We start from the raw sequence: 15185 nt of genomic DNA, 5'->3' as shown, positions 1-15185 counted from the left end.
CGCCCGGATTGCCAACAGCCGATAACGGACATGGGTCCCATGTTCAGAGCATGGAACTCGGCGGATGGCCGCCTTGAAAAAAAGCCCCGTTCGTCGGCCATCGCGCCACGAAAGCAAGTCCCGATCCTCATGGTGAGGCGCGCCGCAAGGCGCCTCTCGAACCATGAGGCCGCCGACCAAACTAGCCCTTCGGCGCGCGCGGATCGATCGGGGTCGAGCTGGCCACGCCAAGAACATCTTCCAGCAACTTGGCGCCAGCGAGCAGCTTGGCGTCGGCGCGCGGCGCCGCGATCATTTGCAGGCCGATCGGCACGCCCGTTTCCGTGAAGCCGCAGGGCAGCGACAGGGCTGGGCAGCAGGCCAGCGTGATCGCATAGACGATGCCGAGCCACTGCACGTAGTTGTCGAACTTCTGCCCGGCGCATTCGGCGACGTAGCGGTTCTCGACCGGGAAGGGGGGCACGATGGTCGCCGGCGCCAGCAGCAGATCATACGTCTCGAAGAACTTCACCGCGCGCGCGGTGATCGCGACGCGCTGCGCCTCGGCGCGCGCGATCTGCGCGACCGTGAGCTTCAGCCCTTCCTCGATGTTCCAGATCACCTCGGGCTTGAGCAGGTCGCGCTTGGTGCGCAGCAGCTCCGCCTTGCTCATCGCGAAGTCGAGCGCGCGCAGCACGTGGAAGCATTCATGCGCCTCGCTGAAATCGGGATGCGCCTCCTCGACGATCACGCCGAGCTCGGCGAAGCGCTGCGCCGCCTTGCGGGTGACGGCAGCGACTTCGGGATCGACGGGCGTGATGCCGAGATCGGGCGAGTAGGCGACGCGGACCGGCTTCCTGCCGGAGCGCGCGGCGGCCAGGAACGACGTCGCAGGCGAGGGCAGCGAGATCGGATCCGCGGCGTGCTCGCCGCTCATCGCGTCCAAGAGCAGCGCGAGGTCCGCGACGTTGCGGGCCATCGGGCCCTGGACGGCGAGATTGCGGTCGATGGCCACCGCCGGCGTATTCGCGACGCGGCCGAAGCTCGGGCGCAGGCCGACGATGCCGCAGAAGCTGGCGGGGTTGCGCAGCGAGCCGCCCATGTCGGAGCCGTGTGCCAACCAGGCCATGCCGGTGGCGAGCGCCACCGCGGCGCCGCCGGAGGAGCCGGCCGCCGAGCGGGACGTGTCCCAGGGATTGCGCGTCGCGCCGAACACCTCGTTGAAGGTGTTGGCGCCGGCGCCGAACTCCGGCGTGTTCGACTTGGCGTAGATCACGCCGCCATTGGCTTCGAGATGCTCGACCACGAGATCGGAGCGTTCCGGAATCCGGTCCTTGAAGATCGGCGAGCCCTGCGTCGTCAGCACGCCGGCGACGTCGGTGAGGTCCTTGATCGGCACGGGCAGCCCGGCCAGCACGCCGCGCTCGGCAGCCGGCTTCTGCATCAGCGCCTTGGCGTGACCGCGCGCGCGGTCGAAGCACAGGGTCGGCAGCGCATTGACCTTGCCGTCGACGGCTGCGATGCGCGCTTCCAGCGCGTCGAGGCAATCCAGCGGCGTGACCTTGCCGGACTTCAACTTGTCGACGACGGCGCAGGCGCTCTCGCGGATCAATCCCTGGTCGGCCAAAGCTTAGTTCTCCTGATGGCAAGCGTCCCGGCGCCACGTTGTAGATCACGTTTCGGCTGAGGTGGAAAGGTCGCGGCGATCAACCCCACCCTGCGCTGATGCCGCCATCGACGGTATAGATCACGCCGGAGGTGTAGCCGGCACGGTCCGAGGCCAGGAACGCCATCAGGTCGGCGATCTCGCTGACATGCGCGGGACGGCCGAGCGGCAGGCTTTTCTGGAATTCCGTGTAGCGGCTCTCGTCACCGAACAGATCGCGGGCGCGGGTCTTGAGCAGGCTGACGTGGCGATCGGTACCGACCGGCCCGGGATTGATGCCGACGACGCGGATGTTGTCGGCGAGGCTCTTGGAGCCGAGCGCGCGGGTGAAGGCCATCAACGCCGCATTGCCGGCGCTGCCGCAGATGTAGTTGACGTCGAACTTCTCGCCGGCCGCGCCGATGTCGTTGATGATCACGCCGCCGCCGCGCGCTCTCATCTGGGCATAGACCAGCCGGGTCAGGTTGATGAAGCCGAACACCTTGAGGTCCCAGGCATGCCGCCAGGCCGCCTCGTCGATCTTGTCGATCGCGCCGCCCGGAATATCGCCGGCATTGTTGACGAGAATGTCGATGTCGGACGCCTCCTGCGCCAGCCGCGCGACGTCTTCGGATTTCCGCAGGTCCACCACATGCGCGGCTGCATCGATCTGGTGCTTCGATCGGAGCTGCTCGACCAGGGCGGAAAGGCGATCGCCGCTGCGCGCAGCGAGCCGGACGTGGCAGCCTTCCTCGGCAAAGGCTTCGGCCGCCCCGGCGCCGATTCCCTTGGACGCGCCGGTGATGAGAACGCGCTTGCCGCGCAGATGAAGGTCCATGGAGGTGCTCGCTGAGGGGAGGGAGACCGGATTGTCGGGCGCGTCAGCCATGCGGTCAATCTTGCACCGCAGCGTTGCGCTTCCCGGCCGTTTGGTCCATTCAGGCGTCGACGATTTCAGCCGGGACAGTCCGGCAGCACCATCTGAGGATCCGCTCGATGAGCAAGAAGCCCTATCGCATCGCAGTCATTCCCGGCGACGGCATCGGCAAGGAGGTCATGCCCGAGGGCATTCGCGTGATCGAGGCCGCCGCCAAGAAGCACGGCGTCGCCGTGCAGTTCGACCATTTCGACTTCTCGAGCTACGACTACTACGAGAAGCACGGCCAAATGATGCCGGACGATTGGAAGGCGCAGATCGGCGGCCATGACGCGATCTATTTCGGCGCCGTCGGCTGGCCGGCCAAGATCGCGGACCACGTCTCGCTGTGGGGCTCGCTGATCAAGTTCCGCCGCGAGTTCGATCAGTACGTGAATCTCAGGCCCGTGCGCCTGATGCCCGGCGTGCCGTCGCCGCTGGCTGGCCGCAAGCCCGGCGATATCGATTTCTGGGTGGTGCGCGAGAACACCGAGGGCGAGTATTCCTCGGTCGGCGGCCGCATGTTTCCGGACACCGACCGCGAGTTCGTGACGCAGCAGACGGTGATGACCCGCACCGGCGTCGACCGCATCCTGAAGTTCGCCTTCGAGCTGGCACAGTCCAGGCCGAAGAAGCATCTGACCTCGGCGACCAAGTCCAACGGCATCTCGATCACGATGCCGTATTGGGACGAGCGCGTCGAGGCGATGGCGAAGAACTATCCGGGCGTGAAGTGGGACAAGTACCACATCGACATCCTCACCGCGAACTTCGTGCTGCACCCGGACTGGTTCGACGTCGTCGTCGGCTCCAACCTGTTCGGCGACATCCTGTCCGATCTCGGCCCGGCCTGCACCGGCACCATCGGCATCGCGCCGTCGGGCAACATCAATCCCGAACGCCATTTCCCGTCGGTGTTCGAGCCGGTGCACGGCTCGGCGCCCGATATCGCGGGGCAGGGGATCGCCAACCCGATCGGCATGATCTGGTCGGGCGCGATGATGCTGGAGCATCTCGGCGAAAAGACCGCGGCGCAGTCGATCGTCGGCGCGATCGAGCGCACGCTCGCCGAGCGCACCTTGCGCACGCGCGATCTCGGCGGCAATGCCGATACCGAGGCGTGCGGCAAGGCGGTCGCGGAGATGGTGGACTAGGAACAGCTATTGTTGTCGCTCCCGGCGAACGCCGGGTTGCATAGCCAGGGCGGGTTAGCGGGGCGTAACCCGCCTTACTAATCGTTGCTGGACGACGGCGGATTACGCTCCGCTAATCCGCCCTACGCGATTGCCACCGTCCGCTCTCGATCAATCACGCGGTATGATCCCGGCATTCGCCGGGACGACAGTGGTAGTTTAGGCGACAGCTCGACCAACAACCTCATTGCGAGGAGCGCAGCGACGAAGCAATCAGGGTCGCCGCGGGACTCTGGATTGCTTCGCTTCGCTCGCAATGACGGAGGAGAGAGCGTTTACTCTGCCGCCACCCGCCGGCAGTGCTCCCACGCGGCGTGGATCAGGTTTTCGCTCGCCTCCGGGGTGCGGAAGGCCGAGTGCGCGGACAGCGTCACGTTCGGGATCGTGGTCAGCACGTGACCGGCGGGCAGCGGCTCGGTGTTGAAGACGTCGAGGCCGGCGTGGCGGATGTGGCCGGCACGCAGGGCGTCGATCATCGCGGCCTCGTCGATGATGGCGGCGCGGGCGGTGTTCACGAAGATCACGCCCTTGCGCATCTGCGCGATGCGCTCGCGCGACAGGAAGCCGCGGGTCTCGTCGTTGAGCAGGAGGTGCAGCGAGACGACATGGCTCTGCTGCAGCAGCGTGTCGAGGTTGACGAAGTCGACGCCCGGATGGCTCTTCGGCGAGCGGTTCCAGGCGATCACCTTCATGCCGCTGCCCGACGCGATGCGCGCGACCTCGGCGGCGATGCCGCCGAAGCCGATCAGGCCGAGCGTCTTGCCGGTCAGCTGCATGCCGTCGTCGCGCAGCCAGTTGCCGGCGCGCATCTCGCGGTCCATCTGCGCGATGCCGCGCGCCGAGGCCCACATCAGCGCGATCGCGGCCTCCGCCACGGCCGTGTCGCCATAGCCCTTGATCAAATGCACGGTGATGCCGAGCTGGCTAAGCTCCTCGGGGTTCATGTAGCTGCGCGCGCCGGTGCCGAGAAAGACGACGTGCTTGAGGCCCTTGCACTGCTTCGCGACCTCGGTGGGCAGGGCGGTGTGATCGACCACGCCGATCTCGGCGCCGTCGAGGATCGCCGGCCAGTCCTCCGGCTTGATGTCGGGGTTGAGATGCACGCGCATCTCGGGATCGCCCGATTTGCGCTGCCGCTCGAATATCTCGGCAAGCGACTCGTTGGCGTCGATGAATACTCCGCGCATGTGAGGGTCTCCTTTACGAAGGATGCGAAGTGGCTGCGCAGGCACAGATGCGCTCCCTCCCCCCTTGTGGGGGAGGGCTGGGGAGGGGGGCTCCGGGCGAGATTGCCCGTGCGGACCCCCGCCCCCGACCCCTCCCCGCTGCCGACAATCGCTGTGCGATTGCGGCGGGGGGGAGGGGAGCTCAGTGTGCCCGCGCGATTGAGGTCTATGATTGACGACTAATAGTTCGGCGGAGCCGATTGAAGCAGCCCATCACGACGCCACGCCCGCCAGCGACAGGACGGTGTGCAGCAGGACATTCGCGCCGGCGGCGCAGTCGGATTGCGTCGCGTCCTCGAGCTCGTTGTGGCTGATGCCGTCCTTGCAGGGCACGAACACCATGGCGGCCGGCATGATCGTGTTCAGATTGCAGGCGTCGTGGCCCGCTCCCGACGTGATGCGCCGGTGCGAATAGCCGAGCGTGCCGGCGGCGCGCTCGACGGCATCGACCAGCTTCGGATCGAAATGCGTCGGCGGCTTGCGCCAGACCTGGTCGATCGCGATCTCGACGCGGCGCTTCTTCGAAATCTCACCCGCCGCCGCACGCAGGCTGGCATCGAGTGCCTCCAGCGTCTCGGCGTTGGCGCTGCGGCAGTCGATGGTGAAGGCGATCTCGCCGGGGATCACGTTGCGCGAGGGATTGGCGATCACGGCCTCGCCGATGGTCGCGACCGCGTTCGGTCCGAGCTTGAGCGCGATCTGCTCCAGGGTGAGCGCGAACTCCGACAGCGCCAGCAGCGCGTCGCGGCGCAGCGGCATCGGTGTCGAGCCGGCATGGCTCTCGAAGCCCGTGACCTTGCCGTCGTACCAGAACACGCCCTGGCCGTGGTCGACCACGCCGATGGTCTTGTTCTCGGCCTCCAGGATCGGACCCTGCTCGATATGCAGCTCGACGAAACCGGAGAATTTCTGCGTGCCGACGGCGGTCGCGCCGCGATAGCCGATCTCGTCCAGCGCCGCGCCCACGGTCATGCCTGCGGCATCTGTCCGCGACAAAATGTCCTCGACCGTGAAGTCGCCGACATAGGCGGCCGAGGCCATCATCGCCGGCGCGAAGCGCGAGCCTTCCTCATTGGTCCAGTTGACGATGCACAGCGGCGCGTCGGTCTCGATGCCGGCGTCGTTGAGGGTGCGGATCACCTCCAGCGCGCCGAGCGTGCCCAGAATGCCGTCGAACTTGCCGCCCGTGGGCTGGGTGTCGAGATGCGAGCCGAGCCCGACCGGCGGCTTCGCCATGTCGCGCCCCTTGCGAAGTGCAAACATCGAGCCGAGCGTGTCGACGCGCACTTCGAGCCCGGCATCCTCGCAGGCTTTCCGGAACCAGTCGCGGACCTGCTTGTCCTCCTGGCTCAGGGTCAGCCGCCGCACGCCGCCCTTCGGCGTGGCGCCGAACCTGGCGGTCTCGTGGATGCTGTCCCAGAGGCGGGCGGAATCGATCTGCAGATTGGTGACGGCGCGGCTCATGCTTGAATTCCCTGTACTCCGGCATCCTGTCCATCGCGCGCCGCGACGAGCCCGTCAACCGATGCAGAGGGATGGCTGGCCGTCTGCGCCGTCCGGACTGCGAGCTCGGCGACGCGCTCGATCGCGATCATCTCGGGCGACGACAGCCAGCTCGCGGTGAAGGTCAGCGGTGGAATCCTCAGGTCCGTCTTCAACTCCTGCAGGCGGCCGCTCTCGATCTCGTTGGCGACGATCGCGGCCGGAATAACGGCGACGCCGAGCCCCTCGACCGCCATGTGGATCACGGTCGCCAGCGAGGCGCTGGCGTGCAGCCGCATCGGCGGCAGATGCGGGCGGTTGAACAGCGAACGCACGTTGTCATAGGGCTGGGTGTTGCGCGGAAAGGTGATGATCGGAAACCGCGCCATCTGCTCGGCGGTGACCACGCCCGTGCCGAAGCCGAGGGCAGGGCTGGCGAGGAAGCTGATCGGATAGTCGCACAGCACGCGGCTGCGGATGCCGGACTCGGAGGGCGCGCCCAGCGCGAAGGCGAGCTCGATCTCCTGCGCCAGCAGCCGCGCGTGCAGATGGGGCGTGACGTCGACCTCGATCTCCAGCGACAGATTCGGATAGCTCTCGTTGACGCTCTTGATCAGCCGCGGCAGCCAGTCGTGCACGATGGTCTCGGCGACGCCGAGCCGGAGCACGCCGCGCATCGCCGAGCGGTCGCCGACCTCGGCCAGCATCTCCGCGCGCAGGCCGATCAGCTTCTCGGCATAGACCAGCATCTGCCGGCCGCTCGCGGTCGGGGACGCCACGCGATGATCGCGGTTGAGCAGCTTGACGCCGAGCTCGCGCTCGAGCTGGGCGATGCGCTGGGAGATGGCGGGCTGGGTCGTATTGAGGCGCTGCGCCGCGCCGCGGAAGCTGCCAAGCTTCACGACCCAGAGGAAGGTCTCGATGGAACGGAAATCCAGCATCGCGCCCCGCTCGGATCAATTTGTCTTATCGATCCTGATTAAAAACGAAGATTAGACTTTATAGCATGGCTGATGTTCAGTGAGTTTGTCGAGATATTAGGCAAGTGGCACAAATGACTGTTTCTGCGGCAGTGCAGCAATCAGCCGGCGAGACGGATCTTCTCCCGAGCCATCGGGCCCGCCTGGATTATCGCGCGGGCAGGGGCTGGAGCACGGCGGGCGTCGCCAACGGCTTCGTCCAGGGCAATCTGGCTGTTATCCCCGAGCAGTACGCCGGCGCCTTCCACCGCTTCTGCCAGCTCAACCCGAAGCCGTGCCCGATCATCGGCATGTCCGATCCGGGCAATCCGCACATTCCGGCGCTCGGCGCCGATCTCGACATCCGCACCGACGTGCCGCGCTATCGCGTCTGGCGCGATGGCGAGATGGTCGAGGAGCCGACCGATCTCATGGCGCATTGGCGCGACGACCTCGTCGCCTTCGTGCTCGGCTGCTCGTTTTCCTTCGAGGAGGCGCTGATGGCCGACGGCCTGCCGATCCGCCACATCGAGCAGGGCTGCCGCGTGCCGATGTATCGCACCAACATCGCCTGCACGCCGTCGGGGCCGTTCGCGGGGCCGATGGTGGTGTCGATGCGTCCGTTCAAGCCGGCGCAGGCGATCCGCGCGGTGCAGATCACGACGCGCTTTCCCGCCGTGCACGGCGCGCCGGTGCATCTCGGCCATCCCGACCAGATCGGCATCGCCGACATCAGCAAGCCGGACTACGGTGACCCGGTGCCGGTTGGCGCCGACGAAATTCCTGTCTTCTGGGCCTGCGGGGTGACGCCGCAGGCGGTCATCGCTGCGGCCAGGCTGCCCTTCGCCATCACCCACGCACCGGGCCTGATGCTGATCACCGATCTCAAGAACAAGGATCTCGCCGTCCTCTAATCAGGCAGCCATGCTGCTCATTGAGCCTTTACCGTCGACCTCAACCGCTTCATCGATGCGCTTTCATCAGAGGATCTTGCCATGACCATCACGCGCCGAAACGTCCTGCTTGGAGCCACCGCCGCCGCTGCGCTCGGTCCGATCGCCGCCCGCGCCCAGACGTCGGAAGTGAAGATCGGCGTCATCTATCCGTTCTCCGGCGCCAGCGCCCAGATCGGCGTCGATGCGCAGCGCGCGTTCGAGACCGCGGCGGAAATCATCAACGGCAAGTATGATTTCGATCTGCCGCTCGCCCGCACCGAAGGCCTGCCTAGTCTCGGCGGCGCCAAGATCAAGCTGGTGTTCGCCGACCACCAGGCCGACCCGCAGAAGGGCCGCGCCGAGGCCGAGCGCCTGATCACCCAGGAGAAGGTCGCAGCCGTCATCGGCTCCTATCAGAGCGCCGTCGCGGTGACGGCGAGCCAGATCTGCGAGCGTTACCAGATCCCGTATCTGTCGGCCGACAATTCCTCGCCGAGCCTGCATCGCCGCGGCCTGAAGTATTATTTCCGCGCCGCCCCGCATGACGAGATGTTCTCGCAGGCGATGTTCGACTTCTTCGACGCGATGAAGAAGAAGGGCACCAAGATCGACACGCTGGCCCTGTTCCACGAGGACACCATCTTCGGCACCGATTCGAGCAATGCCCAGCTCAAGCTCGCCAACGAGCGCGGCTACAAGATCGTCGCCGACATCAAGTACCGCGCCAACTCGCCGTCGCTGTCGGCCGAGGTGCAGCAGCTCAAGGCCGCCAATGCCGACGTGCTGATGCCGTCGAGCTACACCACGGACGGCATCCTGCTGGTCAAGACCATGGCCGAGCTCGGCTACAAGCCGAATGCGATCGTGGCGCAGGACGCCGGCTTCTCCGAGAAGGCGCTGTATGACGCGGTCGGCGACAAGCTCGAAGGCGTGATCTCGCGCGGCTCGTTCTCGCTCGATCTCGCCGCCAAGCGGCCGATGGTCGGCAAGATCAACGACATGTTCAAGGCCAAGTCGGGCAAGGACTTCAACGACTACTCGTCGCGCCAGTTCATGGGCCTGATCGTGATGGCCGACGCCATCAACCGCGCCAAGTCCACCGACGGCGAGAAGATCCGCGACGCGCTGGCCGCGACCGACATGCCGGGCGAGCAGACCATCATGCCGTGGAAGCGGGTGAAGTTCGACGAGAACGGCCAGAACAACGACGCCGATCCGGTGCTGCTGCAATATGTCGGCGGCAAGTTCGTCACCATCTTCCCGACCCAGGCCGCGGTGGCCCAAGCCACCTGGCCGATGAAGTAAGCGTCTTCGGCCCGAGGGGCGGGGAGACCATGGCGGAGCATCTGTCGTGCTCCGTCATTGCGGGGAGCGCAGCGACGAAGCAATCCAGGGGCCGCAAAGAAGGTCTGGATTGCTTCGCTTCGCTCGCAATGACGGGGAGCAAGTGAAGTGACAGCAGAAACAATCATCCAAAGTCTCGCCAGCGGCCTCTTGATGGGCCTGCTCTACGGGCTGATCGCCGTCGGCCTGGCGCTCATCTTCGGCCTGATGGACGTCGTGAACTTCGCCCACGGCGAGTTCCTGATGATCGCGATGTACGCGACCTTCTTCCTGTTCGCCTATTTCGCGCTCGATCCGCTGCTGTCGGCGCCGATCGTGGCCGCTGCTCTCTTCGTGTTCGGCGCGGTGGTCTATCTTCTGATTGTCAGATTTGCGGTCAGGGCGAAGGCCAATACCGGCATGGTGCAGATCTTCTCCACCTTCGGTCTCGCCGTGCTGATGCGCGGTGTCGCGCAGTACTTCTTCACCCCTGACTATCGCAGCATTCCGCACTCCTGGCTGGGCGGCAAGACGATCTCGATCGCCGGCATCTATCTGCCGCAGCCGCAGCTGGTCGGTGCCCTCATTGCGATCGCCGCCTTCGCCGGCCTGTACTTCTTCATCCACCGCACCGATTTCGGCCGCGCGCTGGAGGCGACGCGTGAGGATGCCGGCGCGGTGGCGCTGGTCGGCATCGACAAGAACAAGGTGTTCGCACTCGGCTGGGGCCTTGGTGCGGCGCTGGTCGGCCTTGCCGGTGCGGTCATGGCGATCTTCTTCTATGTCTTTCCCGACGTCGGCGCGTCGTTCGCGACCATCGCCTATGTGACGGTGGCGCTCGGCGGCTTCGGCAGCGTATTCGGCGCCTTTGCCGGCGGCATCGTGGTGGGCCTCGTCGAGGCCATCACCACGCTGATCCTGCCGCCGTCGCTGAAGACTGTCGGAATCTACGGGGTCTATCTCCTCGTCGTCTTCATCCGCCCGCGCGGCCTGTTCGGATCGATCTGATGGACAAGGCATTCATCCAACGCCGTCGGCGCGACCTCGTCCTCGCCGCCTTCCTTGCGGCCATCGCCGCCGTCGTGCCGTTCTTCGTCAAGGACGTCTACGTCCAGAACATCATGGTGCTCACCCTGATGTACGCGGCGCTGTCGCAGAGCTGGAACATCCTGTCCGGCTATTGCGGCCAGATCTCGCTCGGGCACGCGCTGTATTTCGGGCTCGGGGCCTACACCACCGCAATTCTGTTCACCAAGTTCGGCGTGCTGCCGTGGTTCGGCATGCTCGCCGGCGGTCTGATCTCGGCGCTGATCGCCATGGCGCTCGGCTATCCCTGCTTCCGGCTCGGCGGCCATTACTTCGTCATCGCGACCATCGTCATCGCCGAGATCACGCTGCTCTTGTTCCAGAACTGGGATTGGGCGGGGGCGGCACTCGGCATCGACATTCCGGTGCGGCGTGACTCGTGGCTGACCTTCCAGTTCACCCGCTCCAAGCTGCCGTACTTCTACTTTGCACTCGTGCTCGCCTGCGTCGCCTGGTTCGTGACCTGGTGGCTGGAGGATTCGAAGTGGGGCTATTGGTGGCGCGCGGTGAAGGACAACCCGGTCGCCGCCGAGAGCCTCGGCGTCGACGTGTTCAACTCCAAGATGGGCGCGGCGGCCGTCTCGGCCTTCCTGGTCGCGATCGGCGGCAGCTTCTATGCGCAGTTCGTGTCCTACATCGATCCTGAAAGCGTGATGGGATTCCAGTTCTCGCTCTTGATGGCGCTCCCGGCCGTGCTCGGCGGCATCGGCACGCTGTGGGGACCGATGCTGGGCGCGGTCATCCTGATCCCGCTGACCGAGTTGACCCGCTCCTTCATCGGCGGCTCCGGCCGCGGCGTCGACCTGATCGTGTATGGCGGCCTGATCGTTGCGATCTCGCTGGCGCGGCCGCAAGGTCTGGTCAGCCTGTTCTCCCGCAAGCCGAAGCCGGCCGTTCAGCCCGCGAGAGAGGCGGTGGCGTCATGACCGCGCTGCTGGAAACCCGTAAAATCACCCAGCGCTTCTCGGGCCTGACCGCCAACTCCGACGTCTCCATCAAGGTGGGGCATGGCGAGATCGTTGGCCTGATCGGTCCGAACGGCGCCGGCAAGTCGACCTTGTTCAACCTGATCGCCGGTGCGTTCAAGCCGACCGAAGGCGCCATCATCTTCGACGGCGAGGACGTCACCGCGCTGCCGGCCGCCGAACGCTGCCAGCGCGGCATCGGCCGCACCTTCCAGGTGGTGAAAAGCTTCGAAAGCATGACGGTGATCGAGAACGTCATCGTCGGCGCGCTCGTCCGCACCACCAACATGCGCGAGGCGCGGCGGAAGGCGCATGAGGTCTTGGAGTTCTGTGGCCTCGGCGCCCGCGCCGATGTGCTCGCCAGCGATCTCGTGCCTTCGGAGAAGCGGCGCCTGGAAGTGGCGCGTGCGCTCGCCACTGAGCCGAAGCTGCTGCTGCTCGACGAGGTCCTGACCGGCCTGACGCCGGTCGAGTCACAGAAGGGCGTCGAGCTCGTGCGCCGCGTGCGCGACACCGGCATCACGGTGCTGATGGTCGAGCATGTCATGGAGATCGTGATGCCGCTGGTCGATCGCGCCATCGTGCTCGATCTCGGCAAGGTGCTGATCGAAGGCAAGCCCACGGACGTCGTCCGCGATCCCAAAGTCATTTCCGCCTATCTCGGAGACCGCCATGCTGTCGGTGCGTGACATCACCACCGCCTATCAGGGCCTGGTTGCGATCTCGAATATCTCGATCGATGTCGAGAAGGGCGAGATCGTCTGCGTCGCCGGCGCCAATGGCGCGGGCAAGTCGACCTTGTTGAAGTCGATCGCCGGGGCCGAGCGGCCGCGTGCCGGCAGCATCACCTTCGACGGCAGCCGCATCGACGGCATGGCGCAGCACCTGATCACGGCCAGGGGCATCGCCTATGTGCCGGAGAACCGCCGGCTGTTCCCGCGGCTCTCGGTGCGCGACAATCTGCGGCTCGGCAGCTATCTCTATCGCGGCGAGGCCAACCGCGAGGAGCCGCTCGACTTCGTATTCACACTGTTTCCGCGGCTGTCCGAGCGGCTCGAGCAGCGCGCCGAGACCTTGTCCGGCGGCGAGCAGCAGATGCTGGCGATCGGCCGCGCTCTGATGACCCGGCCGCGGCTTCTGATGCTCGACGAGCCGTCGCAGGGCATCATGCCGAAGCTGGTCGACGAGATCTTCCAGGCCGTCAAGCGCATCCGCGACGCCGGCATGACCGTGCTGATCGTCGAGCAACGCATGGCCGAATGCCTGGAGATCGCCGACCGCGCCTACATCCTCCAGACCGGCCGCGTGCTGATGCAGGGCACGGCAGCGGAGATCAGCGGCAACAAGGATGTGCGGAAGGCGTATTTGGGGCTGTGAGGCGATATGTTCAATTGCCTGCTCTGCGTCGTTGTGTTCGCGGCGCGTAGCGAAGCCATCTAGAGTCCCGTCCGAGGCCCCTGGATCGCGTCGCTGCGCTCGCGATGACAGCGTTCGTGGAAGGCGCGGTGTCCGCCACAACCGTCATTGCGAGCGCAGCGAAGCAATCCAGGGGCCAAGGCAAAGTTCTCTTTGGCTAAGATGTCGAGCAACAGCGGCGACTGTTCGGTCAGCCGCCGCGGCTACACCATCCCCTTGCCGGCGTCGGACCCCTGGCGGCGCTGCCGCGCCTGCAGCATCAGGATCACCGACAGCGCGGCGAAGATCACGACGAAGGACACCGCCGATGTCAGCGTGCCCAGCGCGTAGATGTCGGGCTTGGTGACGGTCGTCGTCAGGCCCTGCAATTCCAGCGGAAGCGTATTCACCGAGCCGATCGCCTGGCTGGAGCGGGCGAGTTCGTCCCAGGACAGGGTGAAGCCGAACAGGCCGATGCCGACCACGGATGGCAGGATGATCGGCAGCACGACGTGGCGGAAGGTCTGCCAGGGCGTGGCGCCGAGGTCGCGTGCGGCTTCCTCCAGCCGGCCGTCGAAGCGGTTGAAGATCGCGAACATGATCAGGAGTCCGAACGGCAAGGTCCAGGTCAGATGCGCGCCGAGGCCCGAGGTGAACAGGCCCATCGCGGTGGTGTAGCCGTCTGCGAGCCAGCCGAGCCCGACATCGGCGCCGTGCTTGTTGATGAAGTCGTCGATCAGCCGGAACTCCAGCGCGATGCCGAGCGAGGTGATGATCGAGGGCATGATCAGGCTGGCGATCGCTGTGTAGAACAGGATCGAGGCGCCACGGAACGGCTTGCGGAACGCCATGCCGGCCGCGACCGACAGCACCACCGTGATTACCATCACCACGAGGCCGAGCGCCAGCGAGCGCTTGAACGCGGCGCCGATGTCGACGATGCCGCCGCCGGAAAACACCTTGCCGAACCAGGTCAGCGACACGCCGTTCATCGGAAACGTCAGGCCGCCATCCGGTCCTTGGAACGACAAGATGTAGATCGCGATCATCGGCCCGTACAGGAACAGCACATAGGCTGCGAAGAAGGCCGCAAGGATGTAGAAGGAGCGGGGGCGCTTGTCTCCCATCTCAGAGCTCCTTGCGCACGTCGACGATCCGCGTCAGCGCGGAGATGATGATGATGGTGATGCCGAGCAGGATCACGGCATTGGCCGCGGCGGCCGGGAATTGCAGTGCCGACAGCCGGGACTCGATGATCTTGCCGGCGGAGGCGATCTGCTGGCCGCCCATCACGCCGACGGTGACGAAGTCGCCCATCACGATGGTGATGACGAAGATCGAGCCGATCACGATGCCGGGCTTCGACAGCGGAATGACGATGTTGACCAGTGTCTGCCAGCCCGATGCGCCGGCATCATAGGCGGCCTCGATCAGGCGCTTGTCGATGCGGATCATCGAATTGAAGATCGGCACCACCATGAAGAACGTGAACAGGTGCACCAGCGCCAGCACCACCGAAAATTCGGAGAACAGCAGCCATTCGATCGGCTTGTTGACGATGCCCACACCTTGCAGGCCCTGATTGACGAGGCCGTTGCGTCCCAGCAGCGGGATCCAGGCGATCATCCGGATCACGTTGGAGGTCCAGAACGGGATCGTGCACAACAGCGACAGCACGATCTGCCAGGTCTTGCTGCGAACGTGGAAGGCGAGGAAATAGGCGACCCAGAAGCCGATCATCAACGTCAGGCCCCAGGTCAGCAGGCACAGCTTCAGCGTCTTCAGATAGGTCTTCAGGATCGTGCACAGTTCGGGCAGGTTGGCGACGCAGCCTTCGAAGGTGTCGGTATAGCCGCGGAAGCTGAACGCCGGGATCATCTCATATTCGTTGTAGTCCCAGGCGCTGACGACGACGACGAGCACCAGCGGCAACAGGAAGAACAGCGCGAATACCAGCATCATCGGGCCGGCCTGCAGCCACGCGATCGAGCGCTGGGTCAGCTTGCGGAAGGTGCTCTCCGCGGGCGCTACGGTGTCGGGCGAATTGTCGATCGTCACGGCCACGTGGGAAACCTGTCGTC

14 protein-coding genes are annotated in these 15185 nt (G+C 65.6%); 7 read left to right on the top strand and 7 right to left on the bottom strand.

Annotated features, from left to right (window positions below; all coding sequences use genetic code 11):
* Nucleotides 1–181: 181 nt before the first annotated feature.
* The gene (locus ACQR13_RS10105; protein WP_434862793.1) at nt 182–1606 is read right to left on the bottom strand and encodes an amidase; all 1425 of its coding nucleotides are present in this window, start codon (nt 1604–1606) and stop codon (nt 182–184) included.
* A 79-nt stretch (nt 1607–1685) separates the two neighbouring features.
* The gene (locus ACQR13_RS10100) at nt 1686–2462 is read right to left on the bottom strand and encodes an SDR family oxidoreductase (protein ID WP_316194547.1); all 777 of its coding nucleotides are present in this window, start codon (nt 2460–2462) and stop codon (nt 1686–1688) included.
* 158 nt (nt 2463–2620) lie between these two features.
* On the opposite strand from ACQR13_RS10100, the gene ACQR13_RS10095 reads away from it, so the two are divergent.
* The gene (locus tag ACQR13_RS10095) at nt 2621–3694 is read left to right on the top strand and encodes a tartrate dehydrogenase (protein WP_316185162.1); all 1074 of its coding nucleotides are present in this window, start codon (nt 2621–2623) and stop codon (nt 3692–3694) included.
* Between the two features lie 314 nt (nt 3695–4008).
* Here ACQR13_RS10095 and ACQR13_RS10090 read toward each other — a convergent pair whose 3' ends face one another.
* From ACQR13_RS10090 to ACQR13_RS10080, 3 genes are all read right to left on the bottom strand, one after another.
* Nucleotides 4009–4920, bottom strand: a complete 912-nt coding sequence (locus tag ACQR13_RS10090) for an NAD(P)-dependent oxidoreductase (RefSeq protein WP_434862792.1) — start codon at nt 4918–4920, stop codon at nt 4009–4011.
* A gap of 252 nt (nt 4921–5172) precedes the next feature.
* Entirely contained in the window at nt 5173–6423 is a 1251-nt protein-coding gene (locus ACQR13_RS10085; RefSeq protein WP_434862791.1) for a Zn-dependent hydrolase, read from the bottom strand.
* A complete protein-coding gene (locus ACQR13_RS10080) occupies nt 6420–7382 on the bottom strand; it encodes a LysR family transcriptional regulator (protein WP_315715785.1) in 963 nt (320 codons plus the stop codon). The genes ACQR13_RS10085 and ACQR13_RS10080 overlap by 4 nt, the downstream gene beginning before the upstream one ends.
* Nucleotides 7383–7495: 113 nt before the next feature.
* Here ACQR13_RS10080 and ACQR13_RS10075 point away from each other — a divergent pair, with 113 nt between their 5' ends.
* The 6 genes from ACQR13_RS10075 (at nt 7496) to ACQR13_RS10050 (ending at nt 13086) form a co-directional block, all read left to right on the top strand.
* Nucleotides 7496–8314: a putative hydro-lyase gene (locus ACQR13_RS10075; protein WP_316185165.1), complete on the top strand. Its 819-nt coding sequence runs from the start codon at nt 7496–7498 to the stop codon at nt 8312–8314.
* A gap of 81 nt (nt 8315–8395) precedes the next feature.
* The gene (locus tag ACQR13_RS10070; RefSeq protein ID WP_316185167.1) at nt 8396–9640 is read left to right on the top strand and encodes an ABC transporter substrate-binding protein; all 1245 of its coding nucleotides are present in this window, start codon (nt 8396–8398) and stop codon (nt 9638–9640) included.
* A gap of 147 nt (nt 9641–9787) precedes the next feature.
* Nucleotides 9788–10666, top strand: coding sequence for a branched-chain amino acid ABC transporter permease (locus ACQR13_RS10065; protein WP_315715789.1), 879 nt, complete (start codon nt 9788–9790; stop codon nt 10664–10666).
* Nucleotides 10666–11670, top strand: a complete 1005-nt coding sequence (locus ACQR13_RS10060) for a branched-chain amino acid ABC transporter permease (RefSeq protein WP_315715790.1) — start codon at nt 10666–10668, stop codon at nt 11668–11670. The genes ACQR13_RS10065 and ACQR13_RS10060 overlap by 1 nt, the downstream gene beginning before the upstream one ends.
* Nucleotides 11667–12398, top strand: coding sequence for an ABC transporter ATP-binding protein (locus ACQR13_RS10055; RefSeq protein WP_316164358.1), 732 nt, complete (start codon nt 11667–11669; stop codon nt 12396–12398). Before ACQR13_RS10060 ends, ACQR13_RS10055 begins: the two co-directional genes overlap by 4 nt.
* The gene (locus ACQR13_RS10050) at nt 12382–13086 is read left to right on the top strand and encodes an ABC transporter ATP-binding protein (RefSeq protein WP_316164359.1); all 705 of its coding nucleotides are present in this window, start codon (nt 12382–12384) and stop codon (nt 13084–13086) included. Before ACQR13_RS10055 ends, ACQR13_RS10050 begins: the two co-directional genes overlap by 17 nt.
* A gap of 242 nt (nt 13087–13328) precedes the next feature.
* Here ACQR13_RS10050 and ACQR13_RS10045 read toward each other — a convergent pair whose 3' ends face one another.
* Together ACQR13_RS10045 and ACQR13_RS10040 are read right to left on the bottom strand one after the other, a co-directional pair.
* Entirely contained in the window at nt 13329–14231 is a 903-nt protein-coding gene (locus tag ACQR13_RS10045) for an ABC transporter permease (RefSeq protein WP_315749155.1), read from the bottom strand.
* Nucleotide 14232: 1 nt separating this feature from the next.
* Nucleotides 14233–15168 carry an ABC transporter permease gene (locus tag ACQR13_RS10040; protein WP_315749156.1) on the bottom strand — a complete coding sequence of 312 codons (936 nt, stop codon included), beginning with the start codon at nt 15166–15168 and terminating at the stop codon, nt 14233–14235.
* Nucleotides 15169–15185: the final 17 nt, after the last annotated feature.

Origin of the sequence: Bradyrhizobium sp. HKCCYLRH3059 (genome assembly GCF_051168035.1) — a bacterium.
GTDB lineage: Bacteria > Pseudomonadota > Alphaproteobacteria > Rhizobiales > Xanthobacteraceae > Bradyrhizobium.
The sequence above is the reverse complement of the archived record's forward strand: the minus strand, read 5'-3'. Positions and strand labels throughout refer to the sequence as shown.